The sequence below is a fragment of the Mycolicibacterium anyangense genome (assembly GCF_010731855.1).
GTDB lineage: Bacteria > Actinomycetota > Actinomycetes > Mycobacteriales > Mycobacteriaceae > Mycobacterium > Mycobacterium anyangense.
In genome coordinates this window covers 4,036,802-4,055,189 of the sequence record NZ_AP022620.1, presented here as the reverse complement: position 1 = coordinate 4,055,189, position 18,388 = coordinate 4,036,802, and the positions used below count along the sequence as shown (strand labels likewise).

Genomic DNA, 18,388 nt, shown 5'->3' with positions numbered 1-18,388 from the left:
AGGCAGCGGCCTGGCAGAGATTTGTACTGTTGGAGGGATGGTCGACGCCCGTGTACCCGGCTCGCTGTGGCGTGCGGTGCGCGGCATGCCCGAGTTCTGGCGGCTGCTGGAGCTCCGCACGGCAAGCCAGTTCGCCGACGGACTCTTCCAGGCCGGGCTGGCCGGCGGGCTGCTGTTCAACCCGGAGCGGGCCGCCGACCCCTGGGCGGTGGCCGGCGCGTTCGCCGTGTTGTTCCTCCCGTATTCGATCGTCGGACCGTTCGCCGGGGCACTGCTGGACCGCTGGGACCGCCGGGCGGTGCTGGTCGGCGCCAACGCCGGTCGCCTGCTGCTGGTGATCGCGGTCGGCGTCGTGCTGGCCGCCGGCGCCAGTGATCTGGTGGTGCTCTGCGGGGCGCTCATCGTCAACGGCTTCAGCCGGTTCGTGACGTCCGGCTTGTCGGCAGCGCTGCCCCACGTCGTCCCGCGCGATGAGGTGGTGACGATGAACTCGGTGGCCACCGCCACCGGAGCCACCGCCACCTTCCTCGGCGCCAACTTCATGCTGGTGCCCCGCGGGATCTTCGGCGCCGGTGACACCGGCGCCGCGACGATCATCTTCCTCGTCGCGGTCCCGGTGGCGGTCGCGCTGGCGCTGTCGTTGCGATTCCCCTCCCATGAACTGGGGCCCGACGAAACCGAGCGCGCGGTACACGGTTCGGCGTTCTACGCGGTGGCCACCGGCTGGATCTACGGGGCGCGCACCGTGGTGTCCACCCCGACCGTGGCGGCCACCCTGTCCGGACTGGCCAGCCATCGCATGGTGTTCGGCATCAACTCACTGCTGGTGCTGGTGATCGTGCGGCACAGCGACACCCCGGCCGTCAGCGGCCTCGGACTGGGTACCGCGGTCATCTTCGTCGCAGCCACCGGCAGCGGCTCGTTCCTGGCCAACGTGCTGACCCCGGCAGCGGTCCGGCGGTGGGGCCGCTACGCGACGGCCAACGTCGCCCTGTTGAGCGCGGCCGTCATCCAACTGGCCGGAGCCACCCTGCAATTGGTGGTGATGGTGGTGTGCGGCTTCCTTCTCGGGGTGGCCGGCCAGGTGGTGAAGCTGTGCGCCGACACCGCAATGCAGATCGACGTCGACGATGCCTTGCGCGGGCACGTCTTCGCCGTCCAGGACTCGCTGTTCTGGGTGTCCTTCATCCTGGCCACCACCGTCTCGGCGGCGGTGATACCGGCCGACGGACATGCCCCGGTGCTGGCGTTGGCCGGGTCACTGGTCTATCTGGCCGGACTGGCGGCGCACGCCGCCATCGGCCGACGCGGCACCGGCACGCTCTAGGCTGATGCCATGGCCGATGCGGGCCCGATCATCGACGATCTGCGCGCCGAGAGCGATGCCCTCGACGCCCTGGTCGCCGCGCTGCGCCCGGCAGAGTGGGCGCAGCCGACCCCGGCTGCGGGCTGGACGATCGCCCATCAGATCGCCCACCTGTGGTGGACCGATGTGGCGGCACTGACGTCGATCACCGACGAGGCGGGCTTCGCCGAGATGCTGGCCACCGCGAACAAGGACCCGCTCGGCTTCGTCGACGCGGCCACCGCCGACATCACCGCCACCGTCGCCCCCGAGGACCTGCTGGCCCGGTGGCGCGACACCCGGGCCCGGCTGCACGAGGAACTAGCTGCGGTGCCCGACGGCCGCAAACTGCACTGGTTCGGCCCGCCCATGAGCGCGCCGTCGATGGCCACCGCACGGCTGATGGAAACCTGGGCGCACGGTCTGGACGTCGCCGATGCGCTCGGCGTCGACGTGGCCGCGACCGCCCGGCTGAGGTCGATCGCACATCTGGGTGTTCGCACCCGGGACTTCGCGTTCAGCGTGCACGGGCTGACACCACCCACCGAACCGTTCCACGTGAAACTATCCGCACCCGGCGACCAACAATGGGAATGGGGACCGCAGGATGCCCGGCAGCGGGTGAGCGGTTCGGCGCTGGACTTCTGTCTCCTGGTCACCCAGCGCCGGGCCCGCTCGGACCTGGACGTGATCGCCGATGGCCCCGACGCCGAGCGGTGGCTGACCATCGCGCAGGCCTTCGCAGGCCCGCCGGGCAGCGGCCGCTAGCCCCCGCCCGCGTCATCGGCGGTGCCGTCGCCGTTCGAGTCGCGCAACGTGACGTCCCAGTGGCCGTCACCGTCGGTGTCCACCCATCCGCTCTCGACACGAGAGCCACCGGCCAGCGCCCGATCGGCCAAGCCGTCACGATCGACGTCGAGCAGCCGTTCCGGTTGGCCGTCGCCGTCGAGATCGGCCGGGCCGCCGAGATGCTCGACACCGTCGAGGCCGAACCACCGCAGCGGGCCGGGCGGACCCGTACCACTCAGCGTCCAGGTGCCCGAACCGTCGTCGGTGTAGCGGCTCTCTGCGGTGCCGTCGTCGTCAAGATCGAGCAGCGCGTGGTCGGCCACATCGTCGCCGTCCAGATCGGCCAACGCATCGTCGAACAGTCCGTCACCGTCGACATCGATTCGGACGCCGTCGAATTCACCATCGCCGTCGACATCGACACCGGGGGTGCCGCTGAACATCGCCGCAGTGCCGTCCCCGGGCCCCAAGCAGTACTCCATACCGGCTTAGACGCCGGCTGCGCCCCTGGCGTTCCACCACGAGAGCAATTCGGCGGTGGCCTCCTCGCGGCTGAGCGGGCCGCGATCCAGCCGCAACTCCTTGAGGAAGGTCCAGGCCTGGCCGACCTGCGGGCCCGCCGGGATGCCGAGCAGCTCCATGATCTCGTTGCCATCCAGGTCCGGCCGCACCCTGGCCAGGTCTTCCTTGGCCGACAGCTCGGCGATCCGGGCTTCCAGATCGTCGTAGTTGGCCTGCAACCGCGCCGCCCGGCGTTTGTTGCGGGTGGTGCAGTCGGCGCGGACCAGCTTGTGCAGCTTGGGCAGCAACGGACCGGCGTCGGCGACGTAGCGGCGCACCGCGGAGTCCGTCCACTTGCCGTCGCCGTACCCGTGGAACCGCAGATGCAGGTACACCAGCTGGGAGACGTCGTCGACCATCTGCTTGGAGTACTTCAGCGCCCGCATCCGCTTGCGGACCATCTTGGCGCCGACCACCTCATGGTGATGAAAGCTCACCCCGCCGTCGGACTCGTGCTTGCGGGTGGCGGGCTTGCCGATGTCATGCAGCAGCGCCGCCCAGCGCAGCACCAAGTCGGGGTGGCCGGGCTCCTCCAGCGCGATCGCCTGCCGCAGCACGGTCAGCGAATGCTGGTAGACGTCCTTGTGCTGGTGGTGTTCGTCGATGGCCATCTGCATGCCGCCGATCTCGGGCAGCACCACGTCACCCATCCCGGTCTGCACCATCAGGTCGATCCCGGCCAGCGGGTCGGCACCCAGCAGCATCTTGTCGAGTTCGACGGCCACCCGTTCGACGGTGATGCGTGCCAGCTGGGGAGCCATCTCCACGATCGCTTGGCGGACCCGGTCGGCGACGCCGAACTCCAGCTGCGAGACGAATCTGGCCGCACGCAACATCCGCAGCGGGTCGTCGCCGAAGGACACGGCCGGGGCCGCCGGGGTGTCGAGCACCCGTTGGCTCAGCGCCGCCAAGCCGCCGAGCGGGTCGATGAAGTCCCCAGGCCCGTCCGCGGTGATCCGAACGGCCATCGCGTTGACAGTGAAGTCCCGGCGAACCAGGTCGTCCTCGAGCCGGTCGCCGTACTGCACCTGCGGATTGCGCGACACCTGGTCATAGCTGTCGGCGCGAAAAGTGGTGATCTCCAGCCGCTGACCCGACTTTCCGACGCCGACGGTGCCGAACTCGATGCCGGTATCCCACAGTGCATCGGCCCACGACCGGACGATCCGCTGTATCTGGTCGGGCCTGGCGCTGGTGGTGAAGTCCAGATCATTGGTCAACCGGCCCAGAATCGCGTCCCGGACGCTGCCCCCGACGAGGTAGAGCTCGTGCCCGGCGGCGTCGAACAACGCGCCGAGCTCACGCAGAAGGGCGCCCTGCTCGTTGAGCGCGACAAGGGCGCGGGCGAGGAGCTCGACGTCCTGGGAGGGGTGTGACACGTCGGGTCAGCCTAATCGTGTCCGGCGAGTGCGGGCGGGGCGGCCATCGCGTGCCAGCTACTATCGCTTGGGTGTCGGACGGCGAACAGGCCAAACCACGTCGGCGCCGAGGTCGGCGTCGCGGCCGTCGCGCTGCCGGCCCGCCACAGCAGATCGCCGCCGACGACAGCAGCCCGCAGACCACCGCCGAACCCTCCCCCGCCACCCAGGCTGACAACGTCAAACCCCGGCCCGGCAAAGCCAACCGGCCACGTCAGGACCGGCGCGCCCCGGCTCGGCTGCGCACCGTGCACGAGACATCGGCAGGCGGGCTGGTCATCGACGGTATCGACGGCCCGCGCGAAACTCAGGTGGCCGCGCTCATCGGCCGGGTGGATCGGCGTGGACGGATGCTGTGGTCGTTGCCCAAGGGTCACATCGAGCAGGGTGAGACCGCCGAGCAGACCGCCATCCGCGAAGTCGCCGAGGAGACCGGCATCCAGGGCGATGTGCTGGCCGCCCTGGGCAGCATCGACTACTGGTTCGTCACCGAGGGCCGGCGCGTCCACAAGACCGTGCACCACTACCTGATGCGGTTCTCCGGTGGCGAGCTGTGCGATGAGGACGTCGAAGTCACCGAGGTCGCCTGGGTGCCGCTGGCCGAACTGCCCCGCCGGCTGGCCTACGCCGACGAGCGCCGCCTCGCCGAGGTCGCCGGCGAGCTGATCGACCTGCTGCAGTCCGACGGCCCGGCCGCCCTGCCGCCGCTGCCCCGCATGGCGCCGCGGCGCCGCCCGCAGACGCACTCCCACACCCGCAACCGTCGCTCCGACGAGGCCGGGCCGCGTCAGTCCGGCCCGCGGACGAACGGCTGCGGTCCGGGAACGTGAGCGTGCCCGCCCGGGTGGCCCGCGCACTGCGGCTGCTGGCGGTGCTCGCAGTGCTCGCCCTCGTCGTGGCGCCCCGTGCCGTCCTCCCCTCCGCTGCAGCCGAACCCGGCGCCACCCCCTTCCTCCAGGTCCGCATCGACACTGTGAGCCCCGATCTGGTGACCACCACCAGCGAGCCGACGTTCACCGTCACCGGAACCATCACCAACGTCGGTGACCGTCCGGTACGCGACGTCGTCGCCCGCCTCGAACACGCCGCCGCGGTCACGTCCTCGTCGGCTCTGCGTACCACCCTCGACGGCAGCACCGACCAGTTCCAGCCCGTCGGCGAGTTCACCGATATCGCCTCGGAGATCCAGCGCGGTCAGGCCGTCGGATTCACCTTCAGTTACCCGATCCGGGGCAGGCTGGCGCCGTCGCTGGGCATCGATCAGCCAGGTGTCTACCCGCTGCTGGTCAACGTCAACGGCACCCCCGACTTCGGTGAGCCGGCCCGCCTCGACGATGCCCGGTTCCTGCTGCCGGTCCTCGGCGTGCCACCCGACCAGGCCGGTGGCGGCGGTGACGCGCTGGCCGACGTCGTCCCGCCGGACACCACCAAACCCGTTGCGGTGACGATGTTGTGGCCGCTGGCGGACAAGCCGCGACTGGCCCCCGGAGTGCCGGGCGGCACCACCCCGGTACGGCTGATGAACGACGACCTGGCCGTCTCGCTGGCCGCGGGCGGCCGACTGGACACCCTGCTGTCGGCCGCGGAATTCGCCACCAGCCCGGCGGTGGACCCGGACGGGCAGACCGGCCGGGCATTGTGCCTGGCCATCGATCCCGATCTGCTGGTGACCGTCAATGCCATGACCGCCGGCTACGTGGTGGCCGACGGCCCCGGCGGGCTGGGCACCGCGTCGCATCCGGGCACCGGGCAAGCCGCCGCCGCGGTGTGGCTGGACAAGCTGCGCGGGCTGGCCAAGCGGATGTGCGTGACCGCCACGCCCTACGCGCAGGCCGACCTCGCGGCACTGCACCGCGTCGGTGATGTGGGTCTGCAGGCCGCGGCCACCACGAGCGCCGGTGACATCGTCGATCAGATCCTCGGCGTCGCCTCGGCCCGCGGCGCCACGGTCCTCGGCGACGGGCCGCTGACCGCCGGTGCCGTCGACCTCCTCAACGGGCAGGGCCCGACGGTGGCGATCGCGGCCGCCGCCATCGCCGCGCAGGACTCCGCCACCGGCGAGCCGATGATCGCCGACGTCGCCGCGCACCGGCTGTCCCCTCAGGTCGCGGTGGCACCGTTCGACCCGGCGGTCGGCGCAGCGCTGGCCGGCGTGGGAACCGACCCGGACCTGCCCACCTACGTCGACTCCTCACTGGCCGTTCCGCTCAACCACGATTCGACGGTGGCGCGGCGCCAGGACGCGATCGCCTCGATGCTCTGGCGGGCGCTGCAGCCGTCGGCCGAGCCGCGCACCCAGATCCTGCTTCCGCCGCTGAAGTGGAGCCCCCAGCCCGACGACGCGCAGGCGATGCTCACCGCACTGGCCACCACCATCCGCTCCGGGCTGGCCGTCCCGCGGCCGCTGCCGGCGGTGGTCAGCGACGCTCTCGCGCTTGCGCCCGCGGACAACCCGGCCCCCGCGTCGTCCGACGACACCCGGGGCCGGTTCGACGATGACGTGGTGTCCACCATCGCCGGCCAGATCGGCCGATTGTGGGGCCTGACCGCGGCGCTGACCACCGACCCGCGCACCGGACTGACCGGCCCGCAGTACACCGCGCCGCTGCGCGAGGACATGCTGCGCGCGCTGAGTCAGACCGAGTCGCCGCAGACCCGCAACGACCTCGCCCGGCAGCGCCTGGCGGTGGTGGGCCGGACCATCGACGACTTCTTCCGCGCCGTCACCATCGTCAACCCGGGCGGCTCCTACACCCTGGCCACCGAGCACAGCCCGCTGCCGCTGGCGGTGCGCAATGATCTTGCGGTGCCAATTCGGGTCCGGCTTCAGGTCGACGCGCCGCCGGGGATGACCGTCACCGACATCGGTGAGCAGGAGGTGCCACCGGGCTACCTGCCGTTGCGCGTTCCGATCGAGGTGCACTTCACCCAGCGGGTCGCCGTCGACGTCACGTTGCGCACCCCGGACGGCCTGGCCCTGGGTGAACCGGTCCGGTTGTCGGTGCACTCCAACGCCTACGGCAAGGTGCTGTTCGCCATCACCCTGGCCGGTGGTGCGGTATTGGCGATGCTCGTCGGCCGCCGGCTCTATCACCGATTCCGCGGCCAGCCCGATCCCGCCGACCTCGACCGGCCGCGCCGGCACGACTCCCCGGGCGAATCCCAAGGCGACGACGCATGACCCCGCCGGCCCGCAAGCCCGTCCCCTACGTCCGGCCCGGCCCCCGCACCCGCGCGGTGCGCGCCGAGCTGTCCGACGCCGCGGTGGTCTCGCGGTCCTGGGGGATGGCGTTCGCCACGCTGATCAGCCGCATCACCGGGTTCATCCGGATCGTGTTGCTGGCCGCGATCCTCGGTGCCGCGCTGTCCAGTTCGTTCACCGTCGCCAATCAGCTGCCGAACCTGATCGCCGCACTGGTGCTCGAAGCCACCTTCACCGCCATCTTCGTGCCGGTGCTGGCCCGCGCTGAACGCGACGATCCCGACGGCGGTGAGGCGTTCGTGCGGCGGCTGGTCACGCTGGCCACCACGCTGCTGCTGGTGGCCACCCTCATCTCGGTGGCCGCCGCGCCGCTGCTGGTACGGCTGATGCTCGGTCGAGACCCTCAAGTCAACCAGCCGTTGACCACCGCATTCGCGTATCTGCTTCTGCCCCAGGTGATCTTCTACGGGTTGACCTCGGTGTTCATGGCGATCCTGAACAACCGCAACGTTTTTGGGCCACCAGCCTGGGCGCCGGTGGTGAACAACGTGGTCGCCATCGCCACCCTCGGGCTGTATGTGATCGTGCCGGGACCGTTGTCGGTGGACCCCGTTCAGATGGGCAACGCCAAGCTGCTGGTGCTCGGTATCGGCACGACGCTGGGCGTGTTCGCCCAGGCGGCGGTGCTGCTGATCGCCATCCGCGCCGAGCGGATCAGCCTGCGCCCGTTGTGGGGTATCGACGACCGGCTCAAGAAGTTCGGCACGATGGCCGCCGCCATGGTGCTCTACGTACTGATCAGCCAGATCGGCCTGGTGGTCGGCAACCAGATCGCCAGTACCGCAGCAGCTTCCGGGCCGGCCATCTACGCCTACACCTGGCTGGTGTTGCAGTTGCCGTTCGGCATCATCGGCGTCACGGTGCTGACGGTGGTGATGCCGCGGCTGAGCCGCAACGCCGCTGCCGACGACCTGCCCGCGATCCTCGCCGACCTGTCGCTGGCGACCCGGCTGACCATGGTCACGCTGATCCCGATCGTGGCGTTCATGACCGTCGGCGGTCCGGCGATGGGCAGCGCTCTGTTCGCCTACGGCAAGTTCGGTGCGGTCGACGCGAACTACCTCGGTATCGCAATCGCCCTGTCCGCGTTCACTCTGGTGCCCTACGCACTGGTGCTGCTGCAGCTGCGGGTGTTCTACGCCCGCGAACAACCCTGGACCCCGATCCTGATCATCGTGGCGATTACCGCGGTGAAGATCGCCGGATCGCTACTGGCACCGCATCTGACCGACGACCGCGAACTGGTGGCCGGCTATCTGGGTGCCGCCAACGGGGTCGGCTTCCTGGCCGGTGCGGCACTGGGCTACGTGCTGCTGCGTCGGGCACTCAACCCACCCCGCGGCCGGCTGCTGGACCTCGACGTGATCCGCACGATCCTGGTCACCATTGCCGCCTCGCTGCTGGCCGGCCTGGTCGGCTACCTGGTGGACCGGCTGCTGGGACTGCGGGAGCTCACCGCTCACGGCGGCGGCGCAGGCTCGCTGCTGCGGCTGGCGGTGCTCGGCGTGATCATGCTGCCGATCGTGGCCGCCGTGATGATCGCCGCCCGGGTTCCCGACGCGGTTGCCGGCTGGACCGCGATCAAGCGCCGGATCACCCGGACCCCACCGGTTGCCGCCACCGCTACGGCAACCCTGGACCGGCCCCCGGCGAATCCCCACGTCACGTACCCTATGCACAGCAATTCGTCGGGAGCGGGACAACCTCCGCTCCGATACGAGCCTTCGGCACCCGTTGCCGGAGTAGGGACGGGGAAAGGACCGGCGGTGAGCGACGAACCCTCGGGCACACCCCCCACCGGTACTCCCGGTGATGCCACCACGAAGATTCCGCGCCAGTCCGCCGATGACTTCCAGCCGGACGTCAGCACGGACATCCAGGTCGGAACCGTGGCGCCGGCAGTGGGACCGACACCGCCGAACGCCGACTTCGCCGGTGACCCGAGCCGCGAGCCGCTCGCCTTCGACGCCCCCCGCGAGCCCGCGATGGAGCACCCCGGCGCCGACGACACCACCCCGCTGATGCCCGGCGCGAGCGTCGCCGACGGACGCTACCGCCTGCTGGTGTCCCACGGCGGACCTCCCGGCCTGCAGTTCTGGCAGGCCCTGGACACCGCGCTGGACCGACAGGTGGCGCTGACGTTCGTCGACCCCGACCGGACGCTGCCACCCGAACAGGTCCAGGAGATCCTGGCCCGCACCCTCAAGCTCAGCCGCATCGAACGTCCCGGAGTGGCCCGCGTGCTCGACGTCGCCACCACCGGCTCCGGCGGCCTGGTGGTCTCCGAGTGGATCCGGGGCGGCTCGCTCAAGGAGGTCGCCGACACCTCGCCGTCCCCGATCGGCGGGGCACGCGCCGTGCAATCGCTGGCGGCGGCGGCCGGTGCCGCGCACGAGTCCGGTGTGGCGCTGTCCGTCGACCATCCCAGCCGGGTGCGGGTGAGCATCGACGGTGACGTCGCACTGGCGTTCCCGTCCACGATGCCCGGTGCCACCCCGGAGGACGACATCCGCGGTATCGGCGCGACGCTCTACGCGCTGCTCGTGGACCGCTGGCCGCTGCCGGAATCCGGAACCCCCAGCGGACTGGCGCCCGCCGACACCGATCCGGCCGGTGAGGCACTCGAGCCCCGCGCGATCAACCGCGACATTCCGTTCCAGATCTCCGCCGCCGCCGCCCGCTCTGTCCAGGTCGGTGGCGGAATACGGAGTGCCCCAACACTTTTGAACCTTCTCCAGCAGGCAACGGCGGTGGCTGACCGCACTGAGCTGATCGAGCCGGTCGGTGGGTCCACCCCCGCCGCGGGCCACTCCGACATCGAGGACGATCCGGAGGCCCAGGCCCGGCGCAAACGCAATCTGCTGATCGGCGTCGGCATCGGTGCCGGGGTGCTGGTGGTGGCGCTGATCATCCTGGCCTCGGTGTTGAGCAGCATCTTCGGCGACGTCGGCGGCGGCCTCAAGGGCGACCAGCTGGGCCTCAACCCGTCGACCTCGCAGAGCCCCACCGCCTCGGGTGAGGCGGTCACGCCCGTCAAGGCCACCGTGTTCTCGCCGGCCGGCGGGGCCGACAACCCGGACAAGGCCGGGCTGGCGCTGACCGGCGCGCCCGGTTCCGGCTGGGCCACCGACACCTACACCGACCCGACCCCGTTCCCGAACTTCAAGAATGGCGTCGGACTCATGCTGCAGCTGTCCGCGCCGACCAAGGTCGGCAGCGTCTCGCTGACCGTGCCGAGTACCGGAACCCAGGTCCAGATCCGCGCGGCGTCGACCGCGAACCCGGCCAGCCTCGACGACACCACCGTGTTGGTCCCGGCGACCACGTTGAAGACCGGGCCGAACACCATCCAGGTCAACGCCTCGGCACCGACGACCTACCTGCTGGTGTGGATTTCGACGATGGGCACCACCAACGGCGAGAACCGCACAGAGATCTCGCAGCTGAGCGTGAAGGCCGCGTCCTAAGCACTTACTCACAGGGGTGAAGTGCACGCCCGGCGCGGCGACCATAGCGTCCGGCCGTGACCAGCTTTCCCCGCTCCGACGCCGATCTGCTGACCGCCCACGTCGGCGGTGACCGGGATGCGTTCGCCGAACTGATCAGCCGCCATCACCGCCGGCTGTATCGACTGGCGCGTGCGACGACCCGCAGCGCCGAGGACGCCGACGACGCCCTGCAGGACGCCTTGCTGGCCGCCCACCGCGGGGCACCGTCGTTCCGGAATGACGCCGCGGTGGGCAGCTGGCTGCACCGCATCGTCGTCAACGCCTGCCTGGACCGGGTGCGCCGAACGCGTCCCACCGAACCCGCCTCGGACGAGGAGTTCGGGTCGATCGGTGATTGCACCGGACAGGTAGACACCGCGATCGTCGTACGCCGCGCCTTGATGCGGTTGCCGATCGAGCAGCGTGCGGCCGTGCTGGCGGTGGACATGCAGGGCTATTCGGTGGCCGACGCCGCAGCGCTGCTGGGCGTCGCCGAAGGCACGATCAAGAGCCGGTGCGCCCGGGCCCGGGCCCGACTCGCCGTCCTGCTCGCCCCCTGAGACGGCACACTGGTCCGGTGGAGCCCGAACCCGCCGACGCCGCGCACACGGTGGCTGCGGGCGACGCGCCGGTCCGGTCGGCCGCCCATGCGGCACGCCCGGCCGGACACCACCGGCGGCTGGTCGCCGCGGCGATCGGCGGGGCCGCCGTGCTGACCGCCGTCTGGATGGGTACGACGGCGTTGCTGGGCCGCGATGACACCAACCACAGCAGTCCGACGAGTGCGAACCTGATCACCGTCACCCCGACCGTGCCGCTGTCGTCTCGCGATCTGGTGGCCCTGGTCGGTCGCAGCCCGGACTTCGGCCCGCTGGCCGACGAGGCGAAGCGGGCGTCGTGCCTGACCGGCCTCGGCTACCCGAGTACCCAGCAGATATTGGGCGCCGAACCGCTGCAGATCGACGGCCGGCCGACCATCGTGCTGGTGCTACCCGGCGAGCGACCCGAGGACCTCGTGGTGCTGGCCGTCGCACCGACCTGCAGTTCGGTGACCACCGGATTGGTCGCCGACACGACCGTGCGCCGACCATAGTTCACGCCCGGGAACAGCCCGGCCTACCCTGTTGTTTGACCAGGTGCCCTGGAGGTCCCGTCGTCGCAGGCCCCCGCCTGTCCAACGGGACCAGAGCAGAAAGGCTGGAATGACCGCCACCCCTACCGTGCATGACGTCATCGTCATCGGATCAGGCCCCGCTGGCTACACCGCCGCCATCTACACCGCGCGCGCCCAGCTCAAGCCCTTGGTCTTCGAAGGGACATCCTTCGGCGGCGCACTGATGACCACCACCGAGGTGGAGAACTTCCCCGGCTTCCGGTCAGGTATCACCGGTCCGGAGCTGATGGACGAGATGCGCGAACAAGCCCTGCGCTTCGGCGCCGACCTCCGGATGGAGGACGTCGAGGCGGTGTCGCTGGACGGCCCGATCAAGGAGGTGGTGACCTCCGACGGCGAGAAGCACCTCGCCCGCGCCGTCATCCTGGCGATGGGTGCCGCGGCCCGCTACCTAGGCGTGCCCGGCGAGCAGGAGCTGCTCGGCCGCGGCGTCAGCGCCTGCGCCACCTGTGACGGCTTCTTCTTCAAGGATCAGGACATCGCCGTCATCGGCGGCGGTGACTCGGCCATGGAGGAAGCCACCTTCCTGACCCGCTTCGCCCGCAGCGTCACCCTGGTGCATCGCCGCGACGAGTTCCGGGCATCCAAGATCATGCTGGAGCGCGCCCGGGAGAACGAGAAGATCACCTTCCTGACCAACACCGCTGTGGTCGCGGTCGAGGGTGACACCACCGTCAGCGGACTGAAGATCCGCAACGTGGTCACCGGCGAAGAATCCACCCTGCCGGTGACCGGTGTCTTCGTCGCCATCGGGCACGATCCTCGTTCGGCGCTGGTTCGCGACGCCGTCGATGTCGACCCGGACGGCTACGTCCTGGTCCAGGGCCGCACCACCGCCACCACGCTGGACGGCGTGTTCGCCGCCGGTGACCTGGTGGACCGCACCTACCGGCAGGCCATCACCGCCGCCGGCAGCGGCTGTTCGGCCGCGATCGACGCCGAACGCTGGCTGGCCGAGGCACACGAAGCCGGTAGCACCGATACCTCCGAGATGATTGGGGCACAACGATGAGCGACGACCACAACACCGTAACGGTCTCCGACGACTCGTTCGCCGAGGATGTGCTGGGCAGTAAAACGCCTGTGCTGGTTGACTTCTGGGCCACCTGGTGTGGGCCGTGCCGGATGGTCGCCCCGGTTCTCGAAGAGATCGCGACGGAGAAGGCCGGGTCGTTGACGGTGGCCAAGCTCGACGTCGACGCCAACCCGGCGACCGCGCGCGACTTCCAGGTGGTCTCGATTCCCACCTTGATCCTGTTCAAGGACGGCGAGCCGGTGAAGCGGATCGTCGGAGCCAAGGGCAAGGCCGCCCTGCTGCGGGAGATCGCCGACCTGGTCTAGGTCGAGACGATTCTGTTACGGGCGGCCTCGCCTGCCGTTTTCCGAAATGGCCCCAGCTTCTGCGAGAATGCTGCTTAGCCTGTCCGCAAACGTCAGCGCATTGGTAGCTGACCACGGTGACCGAAGGGCCGCGGTATGTCGAGTCTGGACCACGGCGCCGGAGACGATGCCTCCTGGCACCGTGCCGGCGCCGGCGACCTCCTGCGCCGCGGTGACCGCAGCGGGGCGGTGGTCGAGATCAGGGCGGCACTGGCTGCGCTGGGACTGCTGGAGAACCCGGACGAGAACCTCACCACCGGACGGCACGTGGCGGCCGATCTCTTCGACGCCGAACTCGACCAGGCAGTGCGCGCCTTCCAGCAGCGCCGTGGTCTGATCGTCGACGGGATCGTCGGCGAGGCCACCTACCGCGCGCTGCGGGAGGCCTCCTACCGCCTCGGTGCCCGCACCCTGCTGCATCAGTTCGGTGCGCCGATGTACGGCGACGACGTGGCCACCCTGCAGTCCCGGTTGCAGGACCTCGGCTTCTACACCGCCCTGGTCGACGGCTACTTCGGCCTGCAGACCCACAACGCGCTGATGTCCTATCAGCGCGAGTACGGGTTGTCCGCCGACGGCATCTGCGGCCCGGAAACGTTGCGCTCCTTGTACTTTCTGGGTTCCCGCGTCACCGGTGGGTCACTGCATGCGATCCGCGAGGAGGAGCTGGTTCGCCGCTCCGGGCCGCGGCTGTCCGGCAAGCGGATCATCATCGATCCGGGCCGCGGCGGCAGCGACCACGGCCTGATCACCAACGGCCCCGATGGTCCGATCAGCGAAGCAGACATCTTGTGGGACTTGGCAAGTCGGCTCGAAGGCCGGATGACGGCCATCGGGATGGACACCTTCCTGTCCCGGCCGGCCAACCGCAGCCCGTCCGACGGCGAGCGGGCCAACACCGCCAATACCGTCGGTGCCGACCTGATGATCAGCCTGCGTTGCGAGACACAGGCCAGCCCGTCACCCAACGGTGTTGCCTCGTTCTACTTCGGGAGTTCGCACGGCTCGGTGTCGACGATCGGCCGCAATCTCGCCGACTTCATTCAGCGAGAAGTGGTGGCGCGCACCGGGTTACGTGATTGCCGTACCCATGGGCGTACCTGGGATCTGCTGCGGTTGACCAGGATGCCCACCGTCCAGGTCGACGTCGGCTACATCACCAACCCGCGCGATCGCGCCATGCTGGTGACCCCGCAAACACGGGATTCGATCGCCGAAGGCATTCTCGCCGCGGTCAAGCGCTTGTATCTGCTCGGCAAGAACGACCGGCCGACGGGCACCTTCACCTTTGCCGAGTTGCTCGCGCACGAACGTGCCGTGGAGCAGGCCCGCCCCGCTCTCTAGGGCGTCTGACCGCGAACCTCTGCGCCGGCTCCCACCGGCTGCTGCAGCTGCGCACTGTCGAGGAGTTGCTTGAGAGCAGCTTCCACCTCGGCCTTCCACCCCAGCCCCTTGTCGAGTTCCAGACGCAGTCGGGGAAAGTACCGGTGCGGTGCGACAACCGTGAACCCTGCGTCGATGAGCAGGTCTGCCGGCATCATGCACTGTTCGAACGAGCAGTCCCCCAATGCCTCGACGGCTTCCCGCAGTCCGGGCTCGACAATTTCGGGATCGAGCTCGAGGAGTTCGACGGCATCGGCGGTACGGCCGAAGGCTTCCAGGGCCCGCACACCACGGCGCACCAGTTCTCGGACCACCTGACTGATCAATGAATGCGCTAGCTCCTGACCCTGTCCGGGCTCGGTGCCCAGTGAGGTGAGCAGGACCGCATCCGCGGACACCGGTCCGGTCGGAAACCGCTGCGCCCGCGGGACCGCACGCGGTGGCGCGTAGAGGATGTAACCCACACATGGTTCGTCGTCCTCGGCACCGGGGTCGGTCCCTTCGGCCGGGGCCTTGGCTGCGACCTGGCCGCAGGATCCCCACTCAAGCATGACCATCGACAGCCACGCTTCCTTCTCGAACTCAGGGTCGGGCAGATAGTCACCGCGATCCAGGGTCGCCGGGTCCACCTCCCAGAAGACGCAGCGGCGGGCGTGCTTGGGAAGCTGCTCGAAACCGTCGAGTCGCAACGGCATGATGCGAACGGACACTAGCCTCCCCGGCTTTCACGTGGCGTCGTGACGCACGAACGCCCCTCCAGAATAGGAGAGTTGGGCCGACGGCGGCCAGTGCAGGGTTGGCAACGTTCGCCGGTTCCGCCTGACAGTGAAAAGTCTTGCAGCACTATTGCTTTCCCCCGTCGGTGGTCACGTCAGCGAAGGCTCGGCGGCGCCAGCGTCACAGTGACGTAAGTGCCTGGTGTCGTCCTACCTGGATTTTCAGCCTTCAGAGCGGTCCATCATGCCGACAATCCGTTGCAAGTCTTCCACCGAACCGAACTCGACGACGATCTTGCCTTTGCGCTTGCCGAGGCTCACCGTAACCCGGGTGTCGAAGGTGCCCGAGAGCCGCTCGGCGACATCCTGGAGCCCCGGCATCTGGATCGGCTTGCGCCGCGGTGCGGGCGGGAGCTTGGGATCGGCCCGGTTGGCCAACGTGACGGCCTCCTCGGTTGCTCGTACCGACAAGCCCTCCGCGACGATCCTCGCCGCGAGTTCCTCCTGCGCCTCCGGACCGGCTTCCAGTGCGAGCAACGCCCGGGCATGACCGGCCGAGAGCACGCCCGCCGCCACCCGGCGCTGTACCGCGATCGGCAGCCGAAGCAACCGGATCATGTTGCTGATGACCGGACGGGACCGGCCGATCCGCGCCGCGAGTTCGTCGTGGGTGACGTCGAACTCCTCCAGCAACTGCTGGTAGGCCGCCGCTTCTTCCAAGGGGTTGAGCTGTGCCCGGTGGATGTTCTCCAGCAAGGCGTCGCGGAGAAGGTTGTCCTCGGTGGTCTCACGCACGATGGCCGGAATCGCCGTCAGGCCCACCTGCTGTGCGGCACGCCAGCGCCGCTCCCCCATCACCAATTGGTAGCGGGGGGCCGCGCCCGGTTCGGTGCCCGCGACCTCACGGACCACGATCGGCTGCATCAGACCGAATTCACGAATGGAGTGCACGAGTTCGGCCAAGGCCTCCTCGTCGAACACCTGGCGGGGCTGGCGTGGGTTGGGCTCGATGGTCGCCGGATCGATCTCGCGGTACACCGCGCCGACGTTGTCGGCCTCGATCACGGGGCCGCCACCGATGACGACGTCCGCGGCCGCCTCCCCCATCCGCGGTCCCCCGTCAGCCGGGCCGGTCGGAATCAGGGATGCCAATCCGCGGCCGAGGCCGCCTTTGCGCCGCGACGGCTGCGTCATGCCTGTGCCTCCACTGATGCGTCGGTGTCCCGGGTTGCGAGTTCTCGACTGGCATCGAGATAGCTCATGGCGCCCCGTGAGCCGGGATCGTAATCGATGATCGTCATGCTGTAGCCGGGGGCCTCCGAGACCTTGACGCTACGCGGGATGACGGTCCGCAGGACCTTGTCGCCAAAGAATCTGCGGACCTCGCTGGCCACCTGATCGGCGAGCTTCGTGCGTCCGTCGTACATGGTGAGGACCACGGTGGAGACCCGGAGCTTCGGGTTGAGATGTGCCCGGACCATCTCGATGTTGTTCATCAGCTGCGAGACACCCTCGAGGGCGTAGTACTCGCACTGGATCGGGATGAGCACCTCAGGAGCCGCCACCAGAGCGTTGATCGTCAGCAGACCCAACGACGGCGGACAGTCGATGAACACGTAGTCGAAGTCGGAGTCGTCGAGGGCAGCCAGTGCCGTTCGCAGTCGGTTCTCCCGGGCGACCATGCTGACGAGTTCGATCTCAGCGCCCGCGAGGTCGATGGTGGCCGGCACGCAGAACAGCCGGTCGCTGTGTGGGCTCTGCCGGATCGCGGCCTGCAGCGGGATCTCGCCGAGGAGGACCTCGTACGACGACGGTGTTCCGGATCTACGGTCGGCGATGCCCAGCGCGGTGCTGGCGTTGCCCTGCGGGTCGAGATCGATGACGAGTGTCTTCAGCCCCTGCACGGCCAGCGCGGCGGCCACGTTCACGGCGGTCGTCGTCTTTCCGACACCACCCTTCTGGTTGGCCACGGTGAAGACGCGGCGCTGCTTGGGCCGGGGCAGGCGACCGGTCGCGGTGTGCAGCACCTTCATCGCGCGCTCGGCGGCAGCACCGATCGGCGTCTCGAACTCGTCGGCCTCTTTCCATGTTTCACGTGAAACATCTCGCGGGCCCTGGTTCGGTGGCACTGTCATCGTCTTCTTCTCTCCGCCGCTCGCGTCGGCCGCCTTCGGTCCGGGCTCCGCTCCCCCCGTACCGCGATCACCACGGTGACGGGCGGACTCGAATAGCTCACGCCACATCTCACCACCCTGACATCCGTAGCGCCTAACGACGCCATCGCTCGCTGTGCCTCAGCAACCTCATCCTCGGCGCGCTCGCCCTTCAACGCCATCATCCGGCCACCGGGACGCAGCAGAGGGAAGCTCCAGCGGATCAGTTTGTCCAACGAAGCCACCGCACGTGATACCGCGACATCGGCACCGCCAGCCGCATCCCGGACACCCGGCTCCTCGGCTCGACCGCGGACCACGTCAACCGATAGCCCGAGCTCGGCAACCGCCTCGGTCAGGAACTCCGTCCGGCGCAGCATCGGCTCCACGAGTGCGACCCGCACATCGGGACGTGCGATCGCGATGGGCAATCCAGGGAGGCCGGCGCCGCTACCGATGTCCACGACGCGAGCGTCCGCCTCGATGAGTTCACCGACCGCCGCGCTGTTGAGGACATGGCGGTCCCAGATGCGGTCCACCTCTCGGGGACCGATCAGGCCGCGTTCAACACCAGGCCCAGTCAAGAGATTCGCGTACCGCTCGGCCAGTTCCAACCGGGGTCCGAACACTTCCACGGCCGCGGCCGGGGGCGGCGGTGCGCCCGTATGTTTCACGTGAAACATCCTCCCGTTCGCCGGGCCCGGCGATGAACTACATAG

Annotated in this window: 16 protein-coding genes; 10 read left to right on the top strand and 6 right to left on the bottom strand. The window is 69.4% G+C overall.

The window, feature by feature from the left end:
- Window positions 1-37 precede the first annotated feature (37 nt).
- Window positions 38-1,327, top strand: coding sequence for an MFS transporter (locus G6N35_RS19200; RefSeq protein WP_163805674.1), 1,290 nt, complete (start codon window positions 38-40; stop codon window positions 1,325-1,327).
- Window positions 1,328-1,336: 9 nt separating this feature from the next.
- Window positions 1,337-2,113: a TIGR03084 family metal-binding protein gene (locus G6N35_RS19195; RefSeq protein WP_163805673.1), complete on the top strand. Its 777-nt coding sequence runs from the start codon at window positions 1,337-1,339 to the stop codon at window positions 2,111-2,113.
- Here G6N35_RS19195 and G6N35_RS19190 read toward each other — a convergent pair.
- Window positions 2,110-2,616 carry a pullulanase gene (locus tag G6N35_RS19190; protein WP_179967390.1) on the bottom strand — a complete coding sequence of 169 codons (507 nt, stop codon included), beginning with the start codon at window positions 2,614-2,616 and terminating at the stop codon, window positions 2,110-2,112. The two genes, G6N35_RS19195 and G6N35_RS19190, sit on opposite strands and share 4 nt — an antisense overlap.
- 6 nt (window positions 2,617-2,622) lie before the next feature.
- Window positions 2,623-4,074: a CCA tRNA nucleotidyltransferase gene (locus G6N35_RS19185; RefSeq protein WP_163805671.1), complete on the bottom strand. Its 1,452-nt coding sequence runs from the start codon at window positions 4,072-4,074 to the stop codon at window positions 2,623-2,625.
- Between the two features lie 71 nt (window positions 4,075-4,145).
- Here G6N35_RS19185 and G6N35_RS19180 point away from each other — a divergent pair, with 71 nt between their 5' ends.
- The 8 genes from G6N35_RS19180 (at window position 4,146) to G6N35_RS19145 (ending at window position 14,761) form a co-directional block, all read left to right on the top strand.
- A complete protein-coding gene (locus G6N35_RS19180; protein WP_179967389.1) occupies window positions 4,146-4,943 on the top strand; it encodes an NUDIX hydrolase in 798 nt (265 codons plus the stop codon).
- A complete protein-coding gene (locus G6N35_RS19175) occupies window positions 4,940-7,294 on the top strand; it encodes a DUF6049 family protein (protein WP_163805669.1) in 2,355 nt (784 codons plus the stop codon). The genes G6N35_RS19180 and G6N35_RS19175 overlap by 4 nt, the downstream gene beginning before the upstream one ends.
- On the top strand, window positions 7,291-10,842 hold the full coding sequence (murJ, locus tag G6N35_RS19170; RefSeq protein ID WP_163805668.1) for a murein biosynthesis integral membrane protein MurJ: 3,552 nt from the start codon (window positions 7,291-7,293) through the stop codon (window positions 10,840-10,842). Before G6N35_RS19175 ends, murJ begins: the two co-directional genes overlap by 4 nt.
- A gap of 56 nt (window positions 10,843-10,898) precedes the next feature.
- Window positions 10,899-11,423 (top strand): RNA polymerase sigma factor SigM, encoded by a 525-nt coding sequence (gene sigM, locus G6N35_RS19165; protein ID WP_163805667.1) that lies wholly within the window; start codon window positions 10,899-10,901, stop codon window positions 11,421-11,423.
- Window positions 11,424-11,440: 17 nt separating this feature from the next.
- On the top strand, window positions 11,441-11,956 hold the full coding sequence (locus G6N35_RS19160) for an RsmA family anti-sigma factor (protein WP_163805666.1): 516 nt from the start codon (window positions 11,441-11,443) through the stop codon (window positions 11,954-11,956).
- Between the two features lie 109 nt (window positions 11,957-12,065).
- The gene (gene trxB, locus G6N35_RS19155) at window positions 12,066-13,049 is read left to right on the top strand and encodes a thioredoxin-disulfide reductase (RefSeq protein ID WP_163805665.1); all 984 of its coding nucleotides are present in this window, start codon (window positions 12,066-12,068) and stop codon (window positions 13,047-13,049) included.
- The gene (gene trxA / locus G6N35_RS19150) at window positions 13,046-13,378 is read left to right on the top strand and encodes a thioredoxin (protein ID WP_163805664.1); all 333 of its coding nucleotides are present in this window, start codon (window positions 13,046-13,048) and stop codon (window positions 13,376-13,378) included. The genes trxB and trxA overlap by 4 nt, the downstream gene beginning before the upstream one ends.
- Before the next feature lie 135 nt (window positions 13,379-13,513).
- Window positions 13,514-14,761, top strand: a complete 1,248-nt coding sequence (locus tag G6N35_RS19145) for an N-acetylmuramoyl-L-alanine amidase (RefSeq protein ID WP_179967388.1) — start codon at window positions 13,514-13,516, stop codon at window positions 14,759-14,761.
- Here the strand turns inward: G6N35_RS19145 and G6N35_RS19140 are convergent.
- From G6N35_RS19140 to rsmG, 4 genes are all read right to left on the bottom strand, one after another.
- Window positions 14,758-15,510, bottom strand: a complete 753-nt coding sequence (locus G6N35_RS19140) for an acetyltransferase (protein ID WP_163805663.1) — start codon at window positions 15,508-15,510, stop codon at window positions 14,758-14,760. The two genes, G6N35_RS19145 and G6N35_RS19140, sit on opposite strands and share 4 nt — an antisense overlap.
- A 228-nt stretch (window positions 15,511-15,738) precedes the next feature.
- Entirely contained in the window at window positions 15,739-16,710 is a 972-nt protein-coding gene (locus G6N35_RS19135) for a ParB/RepB/Spo0J family partition protein (protein ID WP_163805662.1), read from the bottom strand.
- Window positions 16,707-17,651: a ParA family protein gene (locus G6N35_RS19130; protein WP_246224385.1), complete on the bottom strand. Its 945-nt coding sequence runs from the start codon at window positions 17,649-17,651 to the stop codon at window positions 16,707-16,709. Before G6N35_RS19130 ends, G6N35_RS19135 begins: the two co-directional genes overlap by 4 nt.
- Window positions 17,648-18,352, bottom strand: a complete 705-nt coding sequence (rsmG, locus tag G6N35_RS19125; protein WP_163805661.1) for a 16S rRNA (guanine(527)-N(7))-methyltransferase RsmG — start codon at window positions 18,350-18,352, stop codon at window positions 17,648-17,650. Before rsmG ends, G6N35_RS19130 begins: the two co-directional genes overlap by 4 nt.
- Window positions 18,353-18,388 lie beyond the last annotated feature (36 nt).

What these genes read in the sequence shown, in the direction of transcription:
- G6N35_RS19200 (WP_163805674.1), top strand. Translation starts at nt 38, where the DNA reads ATGGTCGACGCCCGTGTACCCGGCTCGCTGTGGCGTGCGGTGCGCGGC.
- G6N35_RS19135 (WP_163805662.1), bottom strand. Translation starts at nt 16,710, where the DNA reads ATGACGCAGCCGTCGCGGCGCAAAGGCGGCCTCGGCCGCGGATTGGCA.
- rsmG (WP_163805661.1), bottom strand. Translation starts at nt 18,352, where the DNA reads ATGTTTCACGTGAAACATACGGGCGCACCGCCGCCCCCGGCCGCGGCC.
- G6N35_RS19190 (WP_179967390.1), bottom strand. Translation starts at nt 2,616, where the DNA reads ATGGAGTACTGCTTGGGGCCCGGGGACGGCACTGCGGCGATGTTCAGC.
- G6N35_RS19195 (WP_163805673.1), top strand. Translation starts at nt 1,337, where the DNA reads ATGGCCGATGCGGGCCCGATCATCGACGATCTGCGCGCCGAGAGCGAT.
- trxB (WP_163805665.1), top strand. Translation starts at nt 12,066, where the DNA reads ATGACCGCCACCCCTACCGTGCATGACGTCATCGTCATCGGATCAGGC.
- G6N35_RS19130 (WP_246224385.1), bottom strand. Translation starts at nt 17,651, where the DNA reads ATGACAGTGCCACCGAACCAGGGCCCGCGAGATGTTTCACGTGAAACA.
- trxA (WP_163805664.1), top strand. Translation starts at nt 13,046, where the DNA reads ATGAGCGACGACCACAACACCGTAACGGTCTCCGACGACTCGTTCGCC.
- murJ (WP_163805668.1), top strand. Translation starts at nt 7,291, where the DNA reads ATGACCCCGCCGGCCCGCAAGCCCGTCCCCTACGTCCGGCCCGGCCCC.
- G6N35_RS19145 (WP_179967388.1), top strand. Translation starts at nt 13,514, where the DNA reads ATGTCGAGTCTGGACCACGGCGCCGGAGACGATGCCTCCTGGCACCGT.